Here is a 19,603-nt window from a genome sequence, read left to right as displayed (position 1 = left end):
TGACAAGTTGTCGGTTCGGTCAGTTCTGCCACATCGTCAGTTGGGGTTTGGCTTCCGTCAGCCCTTTGGGGTCACCGTTGCTTCGCCCATGCTGCTTGCCGATGGGCTTTCGTTGGTGGTTGTTTTGGGTTTGACGGTGCTGGTGCCGTGGTTTTTGGCTTCTGAAGGGCTATTTTTGCTGCGGCTTTTGCCGTTTTTGGGTGCTCCTTGGCGTGCTTTTTTCACCACGACAAGATGTCCCTCTCTGAGGCGCACCCAGAAGGCTTCTTCGCGATTGGTCACGGCCAGTTCATACTGCTGGTTGGCACCTTTTTCTTTGGTGCGCCCGGTGAATGATAGGCTGTTGGCGGGCAAGTTGTTGGCTTCTTCGAGATGGGCATACATGGGTGCCAGTTTTTCGTTGATTTCGCGTGTGCGATCGGCTTCAGCTGTTTTGCTTAGTGCATCGCCAGCTTTTTTGCGTGAGGCATAGTCGGCCGAGAGTTTGTTCATGCGCTTGGCCAGTTCATACATCACGCTCTTGTCTGACTCGTTGGCCGGATGCCAATAGTTGGCTTCCAAGTTGCGTCTCACGAGGTCGAAAGCTTCGTCGGATATGGCGCGTGCTTTTTTCGAGGTGGGCAGGTCGGTGGCCACAGCGTCGCCCACGCGTTGCAGGCTCAGCTCCTTAAAGGTTTTGTGCACGCCTTTGAGCTCAGTGATGGTGTCGGCCAAATTGAGTGCGGCAACCTCGGTGGCAAATTTCTCAACGTCGTGCAGCAGTCCGTCGATGTGTGCCGTTTCGGTGTCATAGGATTCGCTCTGAATGCCTGCATAGTTTTGCAGGGCGTAGTAGACCTTTTCGGCACTTTCTTTTTGGGCTTTCACGGGTGATTGTTGCAGTTGACGCAGCATGCCAAAGAAGTGGGTGATGTACTTGTCTCGCACATCGTCGAGTTCGCTCAAGCGTTTGGTAATGAGCGATGCCGACTCCACCTTGTTGATTTCGAGTTCCACGTCGATGGCGGCTTTCCAGGCTTTCACGAGCGTTTCGTCGAGCTGTAATTTGGTTTTGTCACACGCAGCCATTAAGGCATACAATTGTTGTTGGAGCTCCATGTGGAGAGGAGCTGTGAGGCGAGTGTTCCCGACCTCAACCGCAATAAAGCGGGGTAAAGAGTTAGATTGCATAATAATAAATTTTTTAAAAACTAATTTTTTAGGTGTGTCTTTGAATCAGATTCGCTGACGAATGGTATTATGCAAGAACTATGCCAGAAATAGTGTGCGGCGTACCCTACGCCGCACACTATTTCGGTCAGTTCTGTGCGGCGTAGGGTACGCCGTACACTTTTTTGGTCAGTTCTATGCGGCGTAGGGTACGCCGCACACTATTTTGGTTAGTTCTGTGCGGCGTAGGGTACGCCGCACACTTTTTTGGTCAGTTCTATGCGGCGTAGGGTACGCCGCACACTCTTTGGGCCAGTTCTTCGCGGCGTAGGGTACGCCGCACACTCTTTCGGTCAGTTCTATGCGGCGTAGGGTACGCCGCACACTCTTTTGGTCAGTTCTGTGCGGCGTAGGGTACGCTGCACACTTTTTTGGCCAGTTCTTTGCGGCGTAGGGTACGCTGCACACTTTTTAATAGAGGCGGAGTAGCGTTCCAGCCTGAATTTGATAGTCGGGCGAGAGGTTGTTGAGCTTGTAGAGGCTCTTGAGGCGTATGCCATAGTGCTGTGCGATGGCATACATGCTTTCTCCAGGCTGAATGGCGTGGTAGATGCCTTTGTAGCGTTTTTCGGCGTGTTTCTGCTTCTTTTTCAGATAAATCACCTCGCCAGGCGTGATCACATCGTCCTTGTTGCGCTCGTTGTATTTTGCAATCTTTCGATAGGAGATGTGGATTTCTTCTCCGATGCTCTTGAAGGTGTCTCCCGGTCGGGCAATGATGTAGTAGTTCTTATTATAAAGGTGTATGGGGTGCAACAACATGCCGTTACTGGCCGGCTTATCGGTTCCGCCTCGCTTAGCCATGAATTTGTCATAGCTTGTGGCCTGGTCGAGGGTGTAGAGCTTATAGAGTTCGATGAGCTCGATGAGCTTGTCGGCATAGCGTGGGTTGGTGGCATATCCGGCTGCCTTCAGCCCGCGTGCCCATCCTTTGTAGTCGGTGCGGTCGAGTTGAAAGAGGCTGCTGTAGCGGCTATTTTGCTTTAAAAAGCGGCTGTGGTCCTCGTAGCTCTGCAGCGCGTTGTCATAGGAGCGAAAACACTCGTTGGCCGCGTCGTCGTTGTGATAAACGGTGGGGCCTGTCCAGTTGTGACACTTAATGCCAAAGTGGTTGTTGCCTTTGATAGAAAGCTCGCTGCGCCCAGCTCCGCTCTCAAAGAGGCCTTGCGCCAGAGTGATGCTGGCGGGGATGTTGTAGCGCAACATCTCTTCGATGGCCAAGTTTTTATATTGATCGATGTAACTCTGATAAACCGAATTCCAGCGCATTTGTGCTTGCAAATGCAGGGAGAGGAGGAGTGAAAGGAGGAGAATGCATTTTTTTGTCATGGCGCAAAATTACGCATAATGGAAAAAAAAACCATAAAAGCCGATTTCTTTTATCAAATATTAGTAGTTTTGCACCATGTCGACGAAACAACCGCTCATTTTGGCTTTAGGAACCAACCATCATCGCCATGCAAATATGCAGCAGGCACAAGCGCTCTTGAGCGTGCTTCTGGGCGATGTCGTTTTCTCTTCGTCGCGGCTGACGACGCCCATCGGCATGCACTCGGCTGATTTTTTGAATTGCCTTGCCATGGGAGTCACGTTGCTCTCCTTGCCAGCATTGCAAATGCGACTTAAAGCGATTGAAACACAATGTGGCAACACGCGAGAGAAACGTGCAGCCCACTGCATAGAGATGGATATCGACGTGTTGGAATATGGCGGCGAGCGGCTGCACGAGGCCGATTGGCAACGCTCCTACGTGGCAGAATTGTTAACAGAACTACATAGCAAATGAAGAAAATTCTACTCTTTTTGGTTTGCGTGCTGGGGCTGCAAGTCCATGCACAGCAGTTTAATGATTATTTCGACGATGCCACGCTGCGCATCGATTACACGTTCTCGGGCGATGTGCACCAACAGCGCATCACACTCGACAAACTCAATCGCTCCCCTCGCTGGTATGGCAAGCGACAACGGCTTGCCGAAGTTCCTGTTGAAGGCAATGGGCAAATCATTGTGCGCCATCATGCTACCAGAAAGGAGATTTATCGGCAGTCGTTCTCTACGCTGTTCCAAGAGTGGCTCAGCTATGACGAACCGCAGCACACGGCACGCAGTTTTGAAAACGTGTTTCTCGTGCCTATGCCCAAGGATACGGTCGATATCACCCTTGAACTCTATAATAATCGTCGAGCGGTGATGGCTACCTTCACCCATCAAGTAGTGCCTACCGATATTCTCATTCGCCACATCGGCGAGCACCATCGCACACCATTTGTGCAACTGCTGTCGCCCAAAGACACATCGCGTTGCATTCATATTGCATTTATTGCCGAGGGCTATCAGCCCAGCGAAATGCCCACATTCATCGCCGATGCAACAAGCTCGATGGAAGCTATTTTCGCCCACGAACCTTTTAAAAGTCTCAAAGATCGCTTTTCGGTTGTGGCCGTACAAGCACCATCGATAGACAGCGGAACCAGTATTCCTTCAAAGGGCATTTGGAAACAGACAGCTTTGAGTAGCCATTTCGACACGTTTTATAGCGAGCGCTATCTCACTACGCTTAATCTCAAAGATTTGCACGACCAACTTGCTGGCATACCCTATGAGCACATCATTGTGCTGGTCAATACGACCCATTATGGCGGCGGTGGCATTCTTAATTCCTACAACCTCTCGATGGCGCATCATCCGCTCACGCGCCCCGTGGTGGTGCACGAGTTTGGGCATAGTTTTGCAGGATTAGCCGATGAGTATGGCTATGCTAACGAGCAAATACCGATGTATCCGCATGACGTGGAACCTTGGGAACCTAATCTCACAACTTTGGTGCATTTTGGCGATAAATGGAAGGATATGCTTCCAGCTCATACACCCATCCCAACGCCGCAAGTGGCAAAAAATCAGCAGCGCATTGGCGTTTATGAAGGGGGAGGATATGCTTTGCATGGCGTCTATCGTCCTATGATGGACTGTCGCATGCGCACCAATGAAAATCCTGAATTTTGTCCAGTCTGTCGGCGCGCTATTCGTCGGCTCATTCAATTTTATACTGAGTGAATGAAGATTATGGTGGAGTGGGGTACTGGCTGTCTATTAATTCGAGTGCCATTGGGCAGTGAGAAAAAATAGTACTCCGATTTGCTTTTAATCGTGCGTGGGCATCACATCATCAAAAAGGCTAAGTGGCATCTCCTTTTCCATTTCAATCGTGTTTTTCTCTTCCTCTTCGTGCGCTTTAAATTGTAGCAATAATTGGCTTGAGAGTGGATTTTCGGTGTTGATGCGGTAGGTTCCGCGTTTCTCTGTACGTACAATCAAGGAATTAGGTTTTCGCGCATTGGAAAGTAAATCTTGCATCACCGCTTTGTAAACACTATCATAGCTGATGGGCGCAAACAGGCTGTTGCACGCGTTATAAACGTGTTTGGCAATTTTCTTAACAGAGAGGCCATTGCTATCGGCTTCAGTTAAAATGCGCAATATTTCTTGATGGTAATCCAAAACGAAACATTTAAAAGGGGGAACTGCCTTTCTTTCAACAGTTCCCCCCTTTGTGAATAAGACTTTTGAGAATGGTTATGCAAGTGTTAGCAAGTTATTCTCATCTTTAACTTTTCCTTCTTTGAAGAGCCAACCTATCCCTAAGTAGGCTTCTTCAACACTAATGTTTGCAGCTTTTGCAATCTCGGCAACAGAAAGCGCGTTTCCTGCAGCAGCTAATGCCTGATAAACATCACCAGCCCGAAATCCTACGCTTTCGGCATTGATATACAAGACGGGAGCTGCAGAAGTAGTTTTTTTCGGTGCTGCAGCTTTCTTCACTGCAACTTTCTTAGGTGCAGTAGCTTTTGACGTAGCTTTTTTTTCTGTCATAATCGACTCTATTAATTATTGTTGCTTTTATCGAAACCGATTCTAAATGAAATGGATATTCGACGTTGCAAAAGTACTTAATTCCATTCAAATGGTCGTGATAATGACCGCAAAAATAGCGATTTGATGGAATCGTCGCAATAGATTTTGACCTATGTCAATCTTTTGTGTTCAAATTTAAGCGAATTTGCAACTCCTCCAACTGTTTGTCATCGAGTGTGCCTGGAGCATCTAACATGACGTCACGCCCACTGTTGTTCTTGGGGAAAGCAATGCAATCGCGGATAGAATCGAGACCTGCCATGATGCTTACAAAGCGGTCTAAACCGAAAGCCAAACCAGCGTGAGGGGGAGCACCATATTTGAAAGCATTCATGAGAAAGCCAAATTGTGCCTCAGCACGCTCTTTTGTGAACCCCAATACCTCGAACATCTTTTCTTGTAGTTTGGTGTCATGAATTCGGAGCGACCCTCCACCGACTTCTATTCCATTGCAAACAAAGTCATAAGCTTTAGCACGCACTTGCTCAGGGTGCTTATCTAACAATGCTAAGTCATCAGGATTGGGCATGGTGAATGGATGATGCGTGGCCATAAGACGTTGTTCTTCATCGCTCCATTCAAATAGTGGGAAATCGATAATCCACAAACATTTAAATGTGTCTTTATTCCGTAGTCCGAGACGATCACCCATCTCTAAACGTAACGCACACAACTGTATGCGTGTATTATTGGGTTTGTCGCCCGAAAGAATCAGCATTAAATCGCCTGCTTTGGCATTTGCTCTTTGGAGCACATGGCGTAAAACTTCTTCACTATAAAATTTGTCAATGGAACTCTTAATGCTTCCGTCTTCATTATATTTAATGTAAACAAGCCCTTTAGCCCCTATTTGTGGACGTTTAACGAAGTCAGTGAGTTCATCTAATTGTTTGCGGCTGTAGTGTGCGCATCCTGGTACACATATTCCACCGATATATTGTGCATCGTCAAAAACCGAGAAAGATCCTTTACCAGAGAAAGTCTCTTTAAGCTCAATAAATTCCATGCCGAAGCGCAAATCGGGCTTATCGCTGCCAAAACGTTTCATGGCTTCATTCCAGGTCATCCGTTCTAAAGGTGGCAAATCAATACCACGAATTTCTTTAAAGAGATGGCGAGCCATGCTTTCAAATAATTCTAAGACGTCATCTTGGTTGACGAAGCTCATTTCACAATCGATTTGCGTGAACTCTGGCTGACGATCAGCACGGAGGTCTTCATCACGGAAACACTTTGCAATTTGAAAATAACGATCGAATCCCGCAACCATCAGTAATTGTTTCAATGTTTGAGGACTTTGTGGCAAGGCGTAGAACTGGCCTGGATTCATGCGGCTAGGTACAACGAAATCACGTGCTCCTTCAGGTGTACTTCCGATTAATACAGGTGTTTCAACCTCTATGAATTGTTGCGCATCGAGGAAATTTCTAATGAGAATAGTCATACGATGACGCAATTCGATGTTACGCCGAACAGCAGTTCTTCTCAAATCTAAATAGCGATATTTCATGCGGATGTCATCACCTCCATCGGTCTCGTCTTCTATAGTAAAAGGTGGAACTAATGATGGTGAAAGCACTTGAAACTGAGTTACCAGAATCTCGATATCCCCAGTATCTAGTTTAGAATTCTTATTTTCCCGTTCACTTACTTCTCCTATAATCTGAATACAATATTCACGCCCCAATTTATTTGCTTCATCGAATAGTGAATAGTTCTTGATACTATTAAATACAAGTTGAGTAATGCCATAACGATCACGGAGATCAATAAATGTCATACCTCCCATTTTTCTAATTCGCTGCACCCAACCTGCTAAGGTGACAGAGGTTCCTACGTCGGCAAGTCTTAGCTCGCCACATGTTTTTGTTCTATACATATTATAGCTATGTTATAATGTCAATTTTTACACTGCAAAGTTACTAAATAAATACAAGATTAAATAATACTCTCAGAAGGATATGAATTCCATTGCAAAAGTTATTTCTTTTTAAGGTATTCATCGGCGCGCTTGTCACCGAGTTCCTTCGCACGGAGCAGTGCCTTGCGTGCTTCTTCAGGTTTGCCCAATTCTTGCCGTGCGATGCCTAAGAGCAGGAATCCGTCGGCATAATCGGTTGCTATTTCCGTACAGCGTAGGGCTGCCTGTTCGGCATCTTCATTGCGTTTCACCCGTAGGCAGAGCGAAGCCATCTCAGCATAGTAGACGGGTTCCTCTGGGTTGAGAAGAATGGTGCGCGCCAAGTCGTTGAGTGCCTGTTGGAACTGCTTGATCTTTAACTCACATTGGTAACGTTGATAGTAGAAGTCGCGGTAGCGTGACGGCCCTTGAGCAATACTGTCATAGGTATTGTAGTCCTTCACGGCCAAGCGGTATTGGCCCATCTCCTGATAGGTTGCACCGCGTGCCAACAGGTAGGTGGAGGCTATGCTATTCAGTGGTCTCGGACAAACGGCCACTGCGCTGTCTAAGAGTGCCAGTGCTTCAGTGATGGGGGCGCGCAGCATTCGCTTGCATTGGGATGCCTCATAGAACAACTCGCCACTGCGCAGCGGTGTGTGGGTGAGTTGCATAAAGAGGTCGCAGGCTTTTTGATAGTCTTGCTTAGCGTAGTAGATTTGTGCCTGCTGATGGATGTATTGCGGTAGCGGCTGAATGGTGGCAGCCTTTTCAGCTGCTTGCAGTGCTTTGTCTAATGACCATGGCGCAAAGGCGCGGTTGGGATAGTGGATTTGCTTTTGCAAGATGACCTTGGCGTATTCGCTGTAGGCCTCGTCCTTTCTCTCTACCTTCTCGAGAGCCGTTTGCATCACCTTTTCGGCTTCCTCGTCCTTCCCGGCATCGACGAGGCTCAGCGCCTTGTTGGTGTAACCCTCCTTGGCGGCGGGAAACTGCTGGATGAAGGCGTCGATGAGCGATTGGCGGGTCAAGGAGTCTGTGAGATTGGCCGACATGAGCAATGCCACCGTCGCGTCGTCAAGCGAAGCGGGCAGGGCAGGGCGAATGGCGCAGGTGCGCAACGTGGCATTGCTGAGGGCAAGGCTGTTGGCTTGCATCTCGGCAGCGAAACGGGCGTCGACCGCTGTAAAAGTGCCATCGGAGGTTGTCTGCAAGAGTCCGCAAAGCTGTCCTTGCGCATTGACGATAGGGCAACCCACTTGCTGCGCAGAAAGGTTTGAAGGGTTGAACACGTAATAGTTGAACCGCTCGTTGAACTGCTCAATGCGCTGAATGGTCAGCGACAACGGTTTGACTTTCTGCACACCATAAGGCAGTAGCCAGGCTGTCTTCGTTGTGGCCTGTGGCGCAAGCGGAACGGTTGGCGTGCTGTGCTCGATGGTGAATTTGCACACATCATAGAGCTCGTTGGCACCTATCATCGCCACGACGGGGTGTTCGGTTCCCGTGGCATCGATTACCACGGCACGGGCAGCCCCGACAAAGGGCTTCCAAGGCGCGATGGCCTCGCCTTGCGGACTGACGAACGTGCCATGGGCGGAGGCAATGATGTCGCCCGCAGCGTTGAAAGTGGTTAGTGAAAACACTGCTTTAGCGGCTTTCTGTGTGGCCGCTGACTGTGCGCTCACGGTGATAACCATGAGCACCGCGAATAGTGTCAATACAATTTTGTTTCTCATTATGTGATCGTTTTGTTTTGTTCTGAATGTACGTAAAAGGAGAGTGGGGCTGGGATGCCTATGTGTGGCTGAGCAGCGATTTGGCATTGCTGATGGCTTCGGGTGTGACGCTGCTGCCACTTAGCATCTGGGCAATCTCTTGAATGCGCTCGTCCTCGTTGAGCAACTGCATCTGGCTGTTGGTGCCTTTGCTCGTCTCTGTCTTTGATACTTTATAGTGGAAGGCTCCCCGTGCGGCAATCTGTGGCAGATGCGTAATGCTGATGACTTGGCGATGATGCGCACCCATCTCGTGCATTATCTGCGCCATCATTTCGGCAACACGACCGCTCACACCGGTATCAATCTCATCGAAGATGATGGTGGGCAGCTGCACAGTGCCACTGATCATCGCTTTTAGCGAAAGCATGACGCGCGCAATCTCACCCCCTGAGGCAACTTGCGTAATGGGTTGCAGGGGCATGCTCTTATTGGCACTGAAAAGGAAGGCAATGCGGTCGGAACCGTCGTTGGCAAGCGGCTTGTTGGAAAAGTCAACCTGGAACTTCACGTTGGGAATGCCCAAGGGCGCCAGACGTTTGGCCATATCCGTTTCGATGGCTTTGGCTGCTTTCACACGCGATTGTGTGAGCACGGCGGCCAAGGCCTTACATTCGCTTTCCAACTGCTGGAAGCGTGTAGTCAGTTCGGCCAGTTGCTCGTCGGCATTCTCGATGACGTTGAGCTTCTCGCCTAAGTCATCGCGTATGGCTATCAGCGCTTCCACCCCGTCGACATGATACTTTTGTTGCAGACTGTAGAGCAGGTCTAAGCGCTCATTGAAGCGATTGAGCTGGTCGGGGTCATAGTCGACGGCCTCCATTTGTTGGTTTATCTCTTGCCCGATGTCTTTGAGTTCGATGTGACATTCCTCCAAACGACTACCGAGCTCGTTGGCCCGCGGGAAGACTTTGGCAATGCTTTGCAATTCGCCGATGGAACGTTTCAGCAGGGTGAGTGCACCTTCGTTGTCACCATTGAGTTGGCGGTCGGCTTCGAAAAGTGCGGCCTTAATATCTTCGGCATGCGAGAGCAGTTCTGTCTCGCGTTCGAGGGTAGCAAGTTCGTCGGGCTGAAGGTTTGCTTGTGTGAGCTCATCAAACTGAAAGACCATGAAGTCTTGTTGCGTTTTGTCTTGGCTGATGCGTTCCTTAAGTTGCTCAAGTGCTTGGTGTGCAGCGCGGAGGGCTTCGAAACGTTGGACAAATTGCTTTCGCTGCGCTTCGTTGTGTGCCATGATGTCGACGACATTGAGCTGAAAATCCTCTTTCTGTAGCAAAAGGTTCTGATGTTGGCTGTGAATGTCGACGAGGGTCTCGCCTAACTCGCGCAGGGTTGTGAGTGATACAGGGGTATCGTTGATGAAAGCGCGCGATTTACCATTGCTGCTGATCTCGCGCCGAAGGATGCAGTCCTCGGGGTCGTAGTCAATCTCGTTGAGCTCGAAGAAAGCTTCCATGCCGTAGCCTTTGATTTTGAAATGGGCCTCGATAATGCACTTGTTTTCGCCTGTCTTGATGGCTTTGCTGTCGGCACGTTGCCCCAGGAGGAGATTGATTGCGCCGAGGATGATGCTTTTGCCCGCACCGGTCTCTCCGGTAATGACGGAGAACCCGCTATTGAACGTGATGTTGAGCTCGTCGATGAGCGTGAAGTTCTTAATGTATAACTGTTTGAGCATATTGTTTATCGTTTGATGCTCTCCCATGCGCCACTTTGGCTGGCGTTGATGGAGAAGAGGATGCTATATAGTTGTTCTTTCTCTTTGGTTGTGCCTTTTCCGTCGTAAATGGCGGCCAATTCGTCTCTCTTATAGTCGGTCCACAGCTGGGGTAGCAGACTGTTGGGACGGTTTTGGTGGGCTGACGACAGAAGGTTTGTAAGGGCGGCCGAGATGTTGACGCGAGCCTTCTCAACCTGTTGGCTCATTTGGTCTAATCCCGTGCGATAATAGGCATATTGCAGCTGGCGAAACGGGCGTAGCCGCTCATCCATGTAATCATTGATGAAGGCAAAACGACTCTTGTCGTTCGCAAAGCTTTCCCAGCCTTTATAAGGAAGAGCTTGTGCGGCATGTGCGGTGTTGAGACAACGTTGCAGCACGTCGGTTCCGCCAAGTGGGGCAAAACTGTCCAAGTTGATGCCGATGATGAGATAAGCATAGTAGGCACAGAGCGCGCTTAGCTGTTGGACGACGTGATCTTCGCTGAAAGTGAGCTGTGACAGATCGGCGTAGTCGAAATCAAAGTGTTCATCCACATTTTTGTAAATGATTGTGCTGTAGGTGGTGCGATAGACGGGACGGTTGGCTTGCACTATGGCGCTACACTTGAAACCATTGGCATGGTCGTAATCGTTCACCGTGATGCTGAAGCTACACGGGATACGTTCGACCGTCAGGAAGTGGAGCGGCGTCCATTTCTGGTCATTGAGAAACTGTGTGAGTGCGGTTTGTAAGTGGTCGAAGCGCGTTGCCTCAACGCCTTGAATCTTAGAATGATTGATGTGAACCGTAGCTTGCAGTTCTTGCGATAGGATGGAAGTGCTAAAGCAGCAAAGCAAGCTCGTCAATAATGTCATGCGCCACTTGAACTTTGGGCTTTTTCGCATAATCTTTCTTCCCTTGTTGATGAATGATGGTGATTTGGTTGTCGTCACTGATGAACGTTGTACCCGGGTTGCACATGGAGTTGAGTACGATAAAGTCGGCATGCTTTCGGTGTAGCTTGTCGATAGCGTGTTGCTCCTCATCATGTGTTTCTAAGGCAAAGGCCACCAAACGTTGATGGGGCTGTTTCATTTCACCTAAGGCTGCTGCAATGTCGTGGGTGGGACGCAGTCGTATCACGAGGTCGTCTTGGTGGCGCTTGATCTTTTCCTCTGCCACATGGAGAGGCTGAAAGTCGGCAACGGCAGCGCAGAGGATGGCTGCATCGGCCGTGGTGAAATGGCTAACGGCTGCGGCATACATTTCATCGCTACTTTCGACATTGATACGATGGATAGCAGATGAACACGATAGGGCTACCGGACCTGCGATGAGTGTCACATCGGCTCCCCGACGCAGGCATTCTTCGGCGATGGAAAAACCCATCTTTCCACTGGAGTAATTACCGATGAAGCGCACGGGATCAATCTTCTCATAGGTAGGTCCTGCCGTGATGAGCACGCGTTTGCCTGCTAAATCGTGCGCCTCTTGATTGTGGTTTGCTCCGACCTCCTCCTGCTCGTGATATAGTTGATTGTGGTTTGCTCCGACCTCTTCCTGTTTGTGATATAGTTGATGGTGTTTTGCTCCGACCTCTTCCTGCTCGTGAGCCTGAAAGAAGAAGTCTTTGAGGGTTGCAACGATACGTTGCGGCTCCTCCATACGCCCCTTCCCCTCCAAACCGCTGGCCAAGAAGCCTGATGCTGGTTGGATGATGTGATTACCAAAGGACTGGAGCAATTGAAGATTGGCTTGCGTTGTAGGATGTTGAAACATGTCTAAATCCATCGCTGGCGCTATGAACACAGGTGCTTTCATGCTCAGGTAAGTCGTTATGAGCATGTTATCAGCCACACCATGAGCCAACTTTGCAATGGTACCGGCAGTACACGGAGCAATAAGCATGAGGTCGGCCCAAAGACCTAAATCAACATGCGAGTGCCATGTACCATCGGACTGTGTAAAGAATTCGCTAATAACGGGACGGTGGGAAAGTGTCGAAAGTGTTACAGGTGTGATGAATTCCTTCCCGGTAGGGGTAATGACGACCTGTACTTCGGCACCGCACTTAACCAGCTCCCGGATGAGAGAGCATGCTTTGTAGGCCGCGATAGAGCCTGTAATTCCTAAAACAATATTCTTTCCTGTAAGCATTACCGCTGCTGTCTTGTACGTGTGATTGCTGGAGCTGTTATGCCCATTAGTGCTTATTGAACTCCCTAAGCCGGATGCGAGTGAGAACTTGCTTGGTGTTGTTAGGGAATTCGGCTCCGAGCATCCAAGAATAGTAGCCGGGATCTTTGTGCAAGACTTCTGACACTGGCATGTCCTTATATTTACCAAAGTTAAATACTTCTTGCAGTTGTGGGGTTCCATCGGCGTTAGATAGTGGCGTCCCATCTTTATCGACTATGGGAGCCCAAATCATTCTTCCGGCGAAATCAACGTTGTCATTTTGCTTTGAAAAGGCTGCTAACTCACTCACATCGTTGGGTAGCACACGTTCCGGATCGTCTTGATTCGCCTCACTATACATCTCTAACTCGCCCAACAATACGCGATAAGTAGCTTCTGTATCTTGATCTGCACGATGAGCTTTAAAATCTTCGTCCATTTCGCGCCCGCAATAGAACTTATACGCTGCAGCAAGATTCCGTCGCTCCATCTTGTGAAAAATCGTTTGCGCGTCTATCAATCTGCATTTTGTGAAGTCGAAATCGACACCTGCTCTTAAGAATTCTTCTGCTAAGATGGGAACGTCAAATCGGTTTGAATTGAATCCTGCAAAATCGCAACCTTTAAAGTTCTCAGCTAATAAGGGAGCAATCTCCTTAAATGTCGGCTGATTAGCTACATTTTCATCACTAATTCCTGTTAAATCCGTCACAAACGCTGGGATAGTTCTTTCTGGATTTATGAGATGATTGTCCCTAATTTCTGTTCCATCAGGAGTTACTTTAATATAAGAGAGCTGAATAATTCTATCTGCTATAATGTCAAGCCCCGTTGTTTCGAGGTCGAAAACAACGAGGGGCTTTTTTAAATTGAGTTTCATATAAATGATATTATTGACTTTAGTCGCTGAGCAACATCGGCATTATAAGCGCTAAAACATTTTCATTTTCAGGCTGAACAGTAGGAACGATAACACCAGCTCTGCTTGGATCAGCTAATTGGAAAATGACTTCATCACAATCTATATTATTTAATATTTCTTGTAGTGAGCTACCTTTAAATCCTATATTCATAGTAGGACCAGTATAATCACATACTATTTGTTCATGAGCACTTGTAGCAAAGTCAATATCTTCTGATAATACTTCTAACTTCCCAGGTTCAATATGAAGGCGGACGAGTTGACTGCTTTCGCTTGCAAATGGGAGAACACGTCGCAATGTGGAAATTAAACTTTTACGATCGATACTCATATTGTTAGGGTTTTCGGGAATTACACTATTATAATTAGGGTAACTACCTTCAAGTAGTCTACAAACAAGCTGTCCACCATCAAACTTTATTTCGGCACTTCTATCATCAAACTTAATGATGATATTGCTATCACCTCTTGTAAGCACGGTCTTGATTAGATTTGCAGGTTTTTTCGGTAATATGAATGAAGCTGGCGTATCACTTTTAATATTAAGAATTTTGTTGCGTACCAATTTGTGACCATCCGTAGCTACAATAGCCAAATAATCGGATTGTAAGTCAAAATAGATACCATTCATTACAGGGCGTAATTCATCTGTAGCTGTTGCAAATAGTGTACGACTAACATTATTAATCAAAGTTGTTGCATTGAGAGTAATAGTCGTAGCACTATCAGGTACAATTTGTGTTCGTGGATATTCCTCTGCATTTTGTGCTGTGAAATTATATGCACCATTCTGATAATTGATAGTAACTGTAAGTACATTGAGATCAATCTCAAAAGCCAGAGGTTGCTCAGGAAGCTCCTTTACTGCATCTAAAATAGTACGGCTAGGTACAGCGAAACTCCCATCTCCATCGCTATTATCGAGCCCCATCACTATTGTCATAACGTTCTCACTATCTGAAGCTGTCAATTGTAATTGTCCACTTTTTACTTCAAAGAGGAAGCTATCAAGAATAGGCAATGCATTTTTGCTGTTAATTACTTTTGCGAGTGACTGTAGACGTGCATTGAGTGCACTACTTGATAATGTAAATCTCATCAGTATTCCCTGTTTAATAGTTATATTATATTTATTTTGAACACAAAAATACAAATTTCTTGTGTAGTCAACAAAAAAAAGCTTGAAATATTGCATTCATTAGAACAATTTTATTAATTTCGCAAAGCAAAAGTAAGGTTGTAGAGCCTTAAAGAATAATGCATCAATAAAATAATAAAAAATACATTCAAATTATGGATTTGCAAGGAAAAGTTATAGCAGCACTAAATGTGCGGACTGGAACATCAGCACGTGGAGAGTGGAAAGCGCAAGATTTTGTAATTGAGACGCATGAGAGTTATCCACGAAAAATGGCTTTTACAGTTTTTGGTGAAGATCGTCTACAACGCTTCAATATACAGATTGGGCAAGAAGTGAATGTTTCTTTTGATATAGATGCACACGAATATCAAGGACGTTGGTTTAATAGTATACGCGCTTTTGATGTCCGTCAGATTGACCCTGCTGCTTTAGGTGCTAGCGTAGCACCAGCTCAGGCTCCTATAGAAATGTCTACCCCTGTAGCCCCACCTGCCCAAGAACCATTTTCACAGCCGTCTGCAAAAGAGGAGTCTGATGATGGAGATTTACCATTTTGAGGTGTAGGGAATCTATTATTTTTGCGTAGATAGATTTTAAGTGCTATAAAAGAGTGCCCTTTTAGGTGCTCTTTTTTGTTAGGAGTTATCACTAATGATTATTGTAGTGTCATAGCATATTAAAAACGATAATTTCTCCATTTAAGTAAAAAGCACTAATTTTGTAGTCATAATAAAATAAAGGGAATAGCATATGCCTTTGAAGCTGTCCGATAAATTGCCTGCTATTGATATTTTGAAACAGGAGAATATCTTTGTCATCGGCGAAGCGCGTGCGCAAGGCCAAGATATTCGTCCGCTAAGGATTGTGATTTTGAACCTGATGCCGCTTAAAATCACAACAGAGACCGATCTTATCCGCTTGCTTTCGAACACACCTTTGCAGATCGAGATTGTTTTTATGCGGCTGAAGAGCCATACGCCCAAGCATACGCCCATTGAGCACATGATGATGTTCTATAAAGACTTTGCAGAACTGTCGCAGCAAAAATTTGATGGCATGATTGTTACGGGCGCACCCGTTGAAACAATGGATTATGAGGCTGTGGGCTATTGGAATGAAATCGTGCAGATTTTCGACTGGGCACGCACGCATGTCACGAGTACTCTCTATCTCTGTTGGGCGGCTATGGCCGGGCTTTATCATTTCTATGGTGTTCCCAAACATGCGTTAGCGCGGAAAATGTTTGGCGTTTATGCGCAAAAGGCGCTGATGCCGCTACTTCCCATTTTCCGTGGTTTCGATGACACATTCTTTATGCCGCAAAGTCGCCATACCGAATTATGGCGCAGTGACCTGTTGCAACATCCCGAGTTGCAGATGATAGCCGAGTCATCGGTCAGCGGCGTGGGCATGGTTATGGCGCGTGATGGCCGCGAATTTTTCATCACGGGCCATTTGGAATACTCCCCAACGACGCTTGATGCTGAATATAAACGTGATTTGGGTGTGCGCAACGATGTCGATATGCCGCAGAATTACTATACCCATGATGATTGTAATGCAGCGCCCATGGTGCGTTGGCGTGCACATGCCCATTTGTTTTATAGCAACTGGATTAACTACTATGTTTATCAGGCGACGCCCTATAATGTCAATGATATTAAGTAAATGCAGACGTTAGAATTATTAGCACCCGCCAAAACAGCTGTAATTGGCATCGAAGCCATTCGGCATGGTGCCGATGCGGTGTATATTGGTGCAGATAGCTTTGGTGCCCGTTCTGCGGCAGGAAACAGCATTGCGGATATAGCGCAACTTTGCCAATATGCACACACCTTTGGTGCTCGCGTTTATGTTACCATCAACACCTTGGTTTATGAGCACGAAATCGCAGCATTGAAACAGTTACTCTGTGCTTTGGATGCGATAGAAGTCGATGCGCTGTTGTTGCAGGATATGGGCGTATATGCACTGATTAAGCGGTGGACAACTGCTGAAAAGTGGCATTTTCAACTGCATGCTTCAACACAAACCGACAATCGGTCGGCAAACAAAGTGGCTTGGTTGCAGGCTTTAGGCTTTCAGCGTGCGGTGTTGGCACGTGAACTTTCGGTCGAGGAGATTGCAGCCATTCATGCCCAAGTACCCCAGATGGAGTTAGAAGTTTTTGTGCATGGGGCGCTATGCGTAAGCTATTCGGGGGTTTGTTATGCTTCGCAACATTGTTTTGGTCGTAGCGCTAACCGTGGAGCTTGTGCACAATTTTGCCGCATGAAATTTGATTTGGTCGATGCTACAGGAAAAGAAATCGAGCACCAACGCCATCTACTTTCGCTGAAAGACCTCAATCAGTTGAACCAAATCGAGCAGTTGGTGACGGCAGGGGCCTGCTCTTTCAAGATTGAAGGCCGATTGAAAGAAGCCGACTATGTGAAGAATGTAGTGAGTGCTTACAGCCAGCAACTCAATGCTATTGTAAAACGGCATCCGCAACGCTATCGTCGTGCTTCATGGGGCGAGGTGGATTATCATTTTACGCCCGATTTAAACAAAACGTTCAATCGTGGTTACACCCATTATTTTCTTGACGGACGCGTGTCTCACATCGCCAACTTCGACACGCCCAAGGCTATGGGTGAGTTTGTGGGCACCGTGAAAGCCATTCGTGGTCACGCATTGATTGTGGCGGGGGTGGCCTCGTTCTCTAATGGCGACGGACTCTGTTTCGTTAATGCACAACGTGAGTTAGAAGGGTTTAGGGTGAACAGAGTTGAGGGGAATAAGCTCTATCCTCAGCGCATGCCGCAACAACTGCGTGAGGGGATGCGCCTCTATCGCAATCAAGATGTCGCGTTTGATAAGATTTTGGCTAAGCCCACAGCCGAACGTCGCATGGTGCTTGACATGCTGTTGGGCATCACTGCCGATGGATTCTTTTTGCAAGCCAAGCACGATGGAATGGAAGAGGTGGTAAGTTGTACCATTACTTTTGCCCACGAGAAGGCAAAAAGCTTGCAGGCAGACAATATGAGAATGCAACTCACAAAGCTGGGTGGAACAGAATTTGTGTGCCGGCAGCTTACTTTTTCAGATGGCGTCGAGCAGCTGTTTTTGCCTTCGAGCTTGTTGACACAACTGCGTCGTGGTGTTGTGACACAATTAAAAGCGCTGAAATCTTTGCGCAATCAGTTGCTCATTACCCCAAAAACCAAGCCATTTCAACAGCCAATCTCAACGCTTTTCCCTGCCACTTATCAGCAACATCCCTACCTTTATAATATAGCCAACGCCGCAGCCCGCGATTTCTATGCGGCCGAGGGGTTAGACCATTTGCAGCCAGCTTTTGAACTTGCGCCGCCGACAAATCCTCTCATCATGCAATGCCGCCATTGTCTTCGCTACGAGTTAGGATTTTGTGTGAAACGGGGAGGGCAGCGCCCCACGTGGAAAGAGCCGTTGACATTGCGTTTGGGCGATGGCCGTCGGTTTACTTTGGATTTCGATTGCATGGCTTGTCAGATGAACATTTACGCTGAAACATAATCCCTATCAATAGAAGGAGAACAACATGAAGAGATTTGCCCCATTTGGTTTCCGGCCATTGCTTATTTTGCTTGCCTGCCTGCTCCTCACAACGGCTTGCCATCATGCACAACCTTCAAAGGCCGATGCGTGGACCATGTATGATGCGAAGCAGCGCGATTCGCTCTCTTTCCAGGCGAAACACCACTACACCAACAACTATAATTTCTTGGTGAAGGTTGACTCTTTCCCGTTGGTGCGTCAGCAACCCGAGGAAGCACATGCCGATTTGCCGTTGGATACCATCTACGTGTATCGCAACAACCATCTGGTGGTCGCCGACATTCGTATTGTTCCCAGCGATCAGGTCGATTCAGTTTGGATACAGGTGGCGCGTGATCAGGCCACTTTTGGCTGGACACACGAGCGCAATTTGCTAAAAAACGTGGTGCCTGATGATCCTATCTCACAATTTATCTCGCTTTTCTCCGACGTGCATCTGCTGCTGTCGTTCATAGCGCTTGTGCTCATCTTTGCGTTTTACATGGTGCGCAAACTCATGCGCAAGCATGCCCATTTGGTGCATTTCAAGGACATCGATTCGTTTTATCCCACCTTGTTGGCCATCATCGTGGCCACCTCAGCCGCCTTTTATGCCAGCATTCAGCTATTCGCGCCCGACGTGTGGCGGCACTTCTATTTCCATCCCACGCTCAATCCTTTCTCCGTTCCGCCCCTTTTGGCCATCTTCCTTTCGTCGGTTTGGGCGATGCTCATCGTGGGAATGGCAGCTGTCGACGACATTTTCCACAAACTGCCCGTTGCCGAGGCCATCCTCTACACTTGCGGTCTGATGGGCATCTGCGCCGTCAACTACATCGTGTTTAGCATTTCGAGCCTCTACTATGTGGGCTATTTGCTGCTGGTGGCCTATGTTTATTTTGCGCTCTATCGATATAGCACGAAAAACCGAACGCTTTTCATCTGCGGGAATTGTGGGAAACCCATGCGTCGCAAGGGGCGGTGTCCGAATTGTGGCGCATGGAACCGGTAGCATAGTCCATTCTCTTGTTTTTGCTAAAAACGCCTCGTCGGGAGTCCCCGAACACTTGGTTTTTGATAAAAATGCCCCATCGGGAGTCCCCGAACACTTGTTTTTTGATAAAAGTGCCTCGTCGGGAGTCCCCGAACGCTTGTTTTTGCTAAAAACGCCTCGTCGGGAGTCCCCGAACGCTTGTTTTTGATTAAAATGGCTCATCGGAATTTTCCGCAGCCTTGTTTTTGATTAAAATGGCTCATCGGAATTTTCCGCAGCCTTGTTTTTGATTAAAATGGC

The 19,603-nt window shown here is 47.6% G+C and carries 17 protein-coding genes; 6 read left to right on the top strand and 11 right to left on the bottom strand.

Annotation, left to right across the window (positions count from 1 at the left end; translation table 11 throughout):
- Window positions 1-57: 57 nt before the first annotated feature.
- Together X919_RS15670 and X919_RS0108350 are read right to left on the bottom strand one after the other, a co-directional pair.
- Entirely contained in the window at window positions 58-1,170 is a 1,113-nt protein-coding gene (locus X919_RS15670; RefSeq protein WP_051502473.1) for a DUF6261 family protein, read from the bottom strand.
- A 450-nt stretch (window positions 1,171-1,620) separates the two neighbouring features.
- Window positions 1,621-2,538, bottom strand: a complete 918-nt coding sequence (locus X919_RS0108350; RefSeq protein WP_028899724.1) for a glucosaminidase domain-containing protein — start codon at window positions 2,536-2,538, stop codon at window positions 1,621-1,623.
- A 76-nt stretch (window positions 2,539-2,614) separates the two neighbouring features.
- Between X919_RS0108350 and X919_RS0108345 the strand changes: the two genes are divergently transcribed.
- Together X919_RS0108345 and X919_RS0108340 are read left to right on the top strand one after the other, a co-directional pair.
- Window positions 2,615-2,995 (top strand): 2-amino-4-hydroxy-6-hydroxymethyldihydropteridine diphosphokinase, encoded by a 381-nt coding sequence (locus tag X919_RS0108345; RefSeq protein ID WP_028899723.1) that lies wholly within the window; start codon window positions 2,615-2,617, stop codon window positions 2,993-2,995.
- Complete coding sequence (locus X919_RS0108340; protein ID WP_028899722.1) at window positions 2,992-4,263, top strand: M64 family metallopeptidase; 1,272 nt, start codon at window positions 2,992-2,994, stop codon at window positions 4,261-4,263. Before X919_RS0108345 ends, X919_RS0108340 begins: the two co-directional genes overlap by 4 nt.
- An 87-nt stretch (window positions 4,264-4,350) precedes the next feature.
- Here X919_RS0108340 and X919_RS0108335 read toward each other — a convergent pair whose 3' ends face one another.
- From X919_RS0108335 to dnaN, 9 genes are all read right to left on the bottom strand, one after another.
- The gene (locus tag X919_RS0108335) at window positions 4,351-4,686 is read right to left on the bottom strand and encodes a hypothetical protein (protein WP_253270121.1); all 336 of its coding nucleotides are present in this window, start codon (window positions 4,684-4,686) and stop codon (window positions 4,351-4,353) included.
- Between the two features lie 96 nt (window positions 4,687-4,782).
- Entirely contained in the window at window positions 4,783-5,079 is a 297-nt protein-coding gene (locus X919_RS0108330) for a winged helix-turn-helix domain-containing protein (protein ID WP_028899720.1), read from the bottom strand.
- 157 nt (window positions 5,080-5,236) lie between these two features.
- A complete protein-coding gene (aspS, locus tag X919_RS0108325) occupies window positions 5,237-7,000 on the bottom strand; it encodes an aspartate--tRNA ligase (protein ID WP_028899719.1) in 1,764 nt (587 codons plus the stop codon).
- A 101-nt stretch (window positions 7,001-7,101) separates the two neighbouring features.
- Window positions 7,102-8,760, bottom strand: coding sequence for a tetratricopeptide repeat protein (locus tag X919_RS0108320; RefSeq protein WP_028899718.1), 1,659 nt, complete (start codon window positions 8,758-8,760; stop codon window positions 7,102-7,104).
- 58 nt (window positions 8,761-8,818) lie between these two features.
- Window positions 8,819-10,480, bottom strand: a complete 1,662-nt coding sequence (recN, locus tag X919_RS0108315; RefSeq protein WP_028899717.1) for a DNA repair protein RecN — start codon at window positions 10,478-10,480, stop codon at window positions 8,819-8,821.
- Window positions 10,481-10,485: 5 nt separating this feature from the next.
- The gene (locus X919_RS0108310) at window positions 10,486-11,379 is read right to left on the bottom strand and encodes a type IX secretion system protein PorD (RefSeq protein WP_036917675.1); all 894 of its coding nucleotides are present in this window, start codon (window positions 11,377-11,379) and stop codon (window positions 10,486-10,488) included.
- Complete coding sequence (locus X919_RS0108305; RefSeq protein ID WP_028899715.1) at window positions 11,345-12,661, bottom strand: bifunctional phosphopantothenoylcysteine decarboxylase/phosphopantothenate synthase; 1,317 nt, start codon at window positions 12,659-12,661, stop codon at window positions 11,345-11,347. Before X919_RS0108305 ends, X919_RS0108310 begins: the two co-directional genes overlap by 35 nt.
- A gap of 46 nt (window positions 12,662-12,707) precedes the next feature.
- Window positions 12,708-13,562, bottom strand: coding sequence for a 3'-5' exonuclease (locus X919_RS0108300; protein ID WP_028899714.1), 855 nt, complete (start codon window positions 13,560-13,562; stop codon window positions 12,708-12,710).
- A 19-nt stretch (window positions 13,563-13,581) separates the two neighbouring features.
- A complete protein-coding gene (gene dnaN / locus X919_RS0108295; protein ID WP_028899713.1) occupies window positions 13,582-14,703 on the bottom strand; it encodes a DNA polymerase III subunit beta in 1,122 nt (373 codons plus the stop codon).
- 194 nt (window positions 14,704-14,897) lie between these two features.
- Between dnaN and X919_RS0108290 the strand changes: the two genes are divergently transcribed.
- From X919_RS0108290 to X919_RS0108275, 4 genes are all read left to right on the top strand, one after another.
- Complete coding sequence (locus tag X919_RS0108290; protein ID WP_028899712.1) at window positions 14,898-15,302, top strand: DUF3127 domain-containing protein; 405 nt, start codon at window positions 14,898-14,900, stop codon at window positions 15,300-15,302.
- A 193-nt stretch (window positions 15,303-15,495) separates the two neighbouring features.
- Window positions 15,496-16,413, top strand: coding sequence for a homoserine O-succinyltransferase (gene metA, locus X919_RS0108285; RefSeq protein WP_028899711.1), 918 nt, complete (start codon window positions 15,496-15,498; stop codon window positions 16,411-16,413).
- On the top strand, window positions 16,414-18,288 hold the full coding sequence (locus X919_RS0108280) for a peptidase U32 family protein (protein WP_028899710.1): 1,875 nt from the start codon (window positions 16,414-16,416) through the stop codon (window positions 18,286-18,288). It abuts the gene before it with no gap.
- 25 nt (window positions 18,289-18,313) lie between these two features.
- Window positions 18,314-19,321: a beta-carotene 15,15'-monooxygenase gene (locus tag X919_RS0108275; RefSeq protein WP_028899709.1), complete on the top strand. Its 1,008-nt coding sequence runs from the start codon at window positions 18,314-18,316 to the stop codon at window positions 19,319-19,321.
- The last annotated feature ends 282 nt before the right edge of the window (window positions 19,322-19,603 follow it).

The sequence above is a fragment of the Prevotella sp. HJM029 genome, assembly GCF_000599605.1.
In the GTDB taxonomy this organism is placed as follows: Bacteria; Bacteroidota; Bacteroidia; order Bacteroidales; family Bacteroidaceae; genus Prevotella.
Note: the sequence above shows the minus strand (reverse complement) of the source record. Positions and strands in the feature narration are given on the sequence as shown.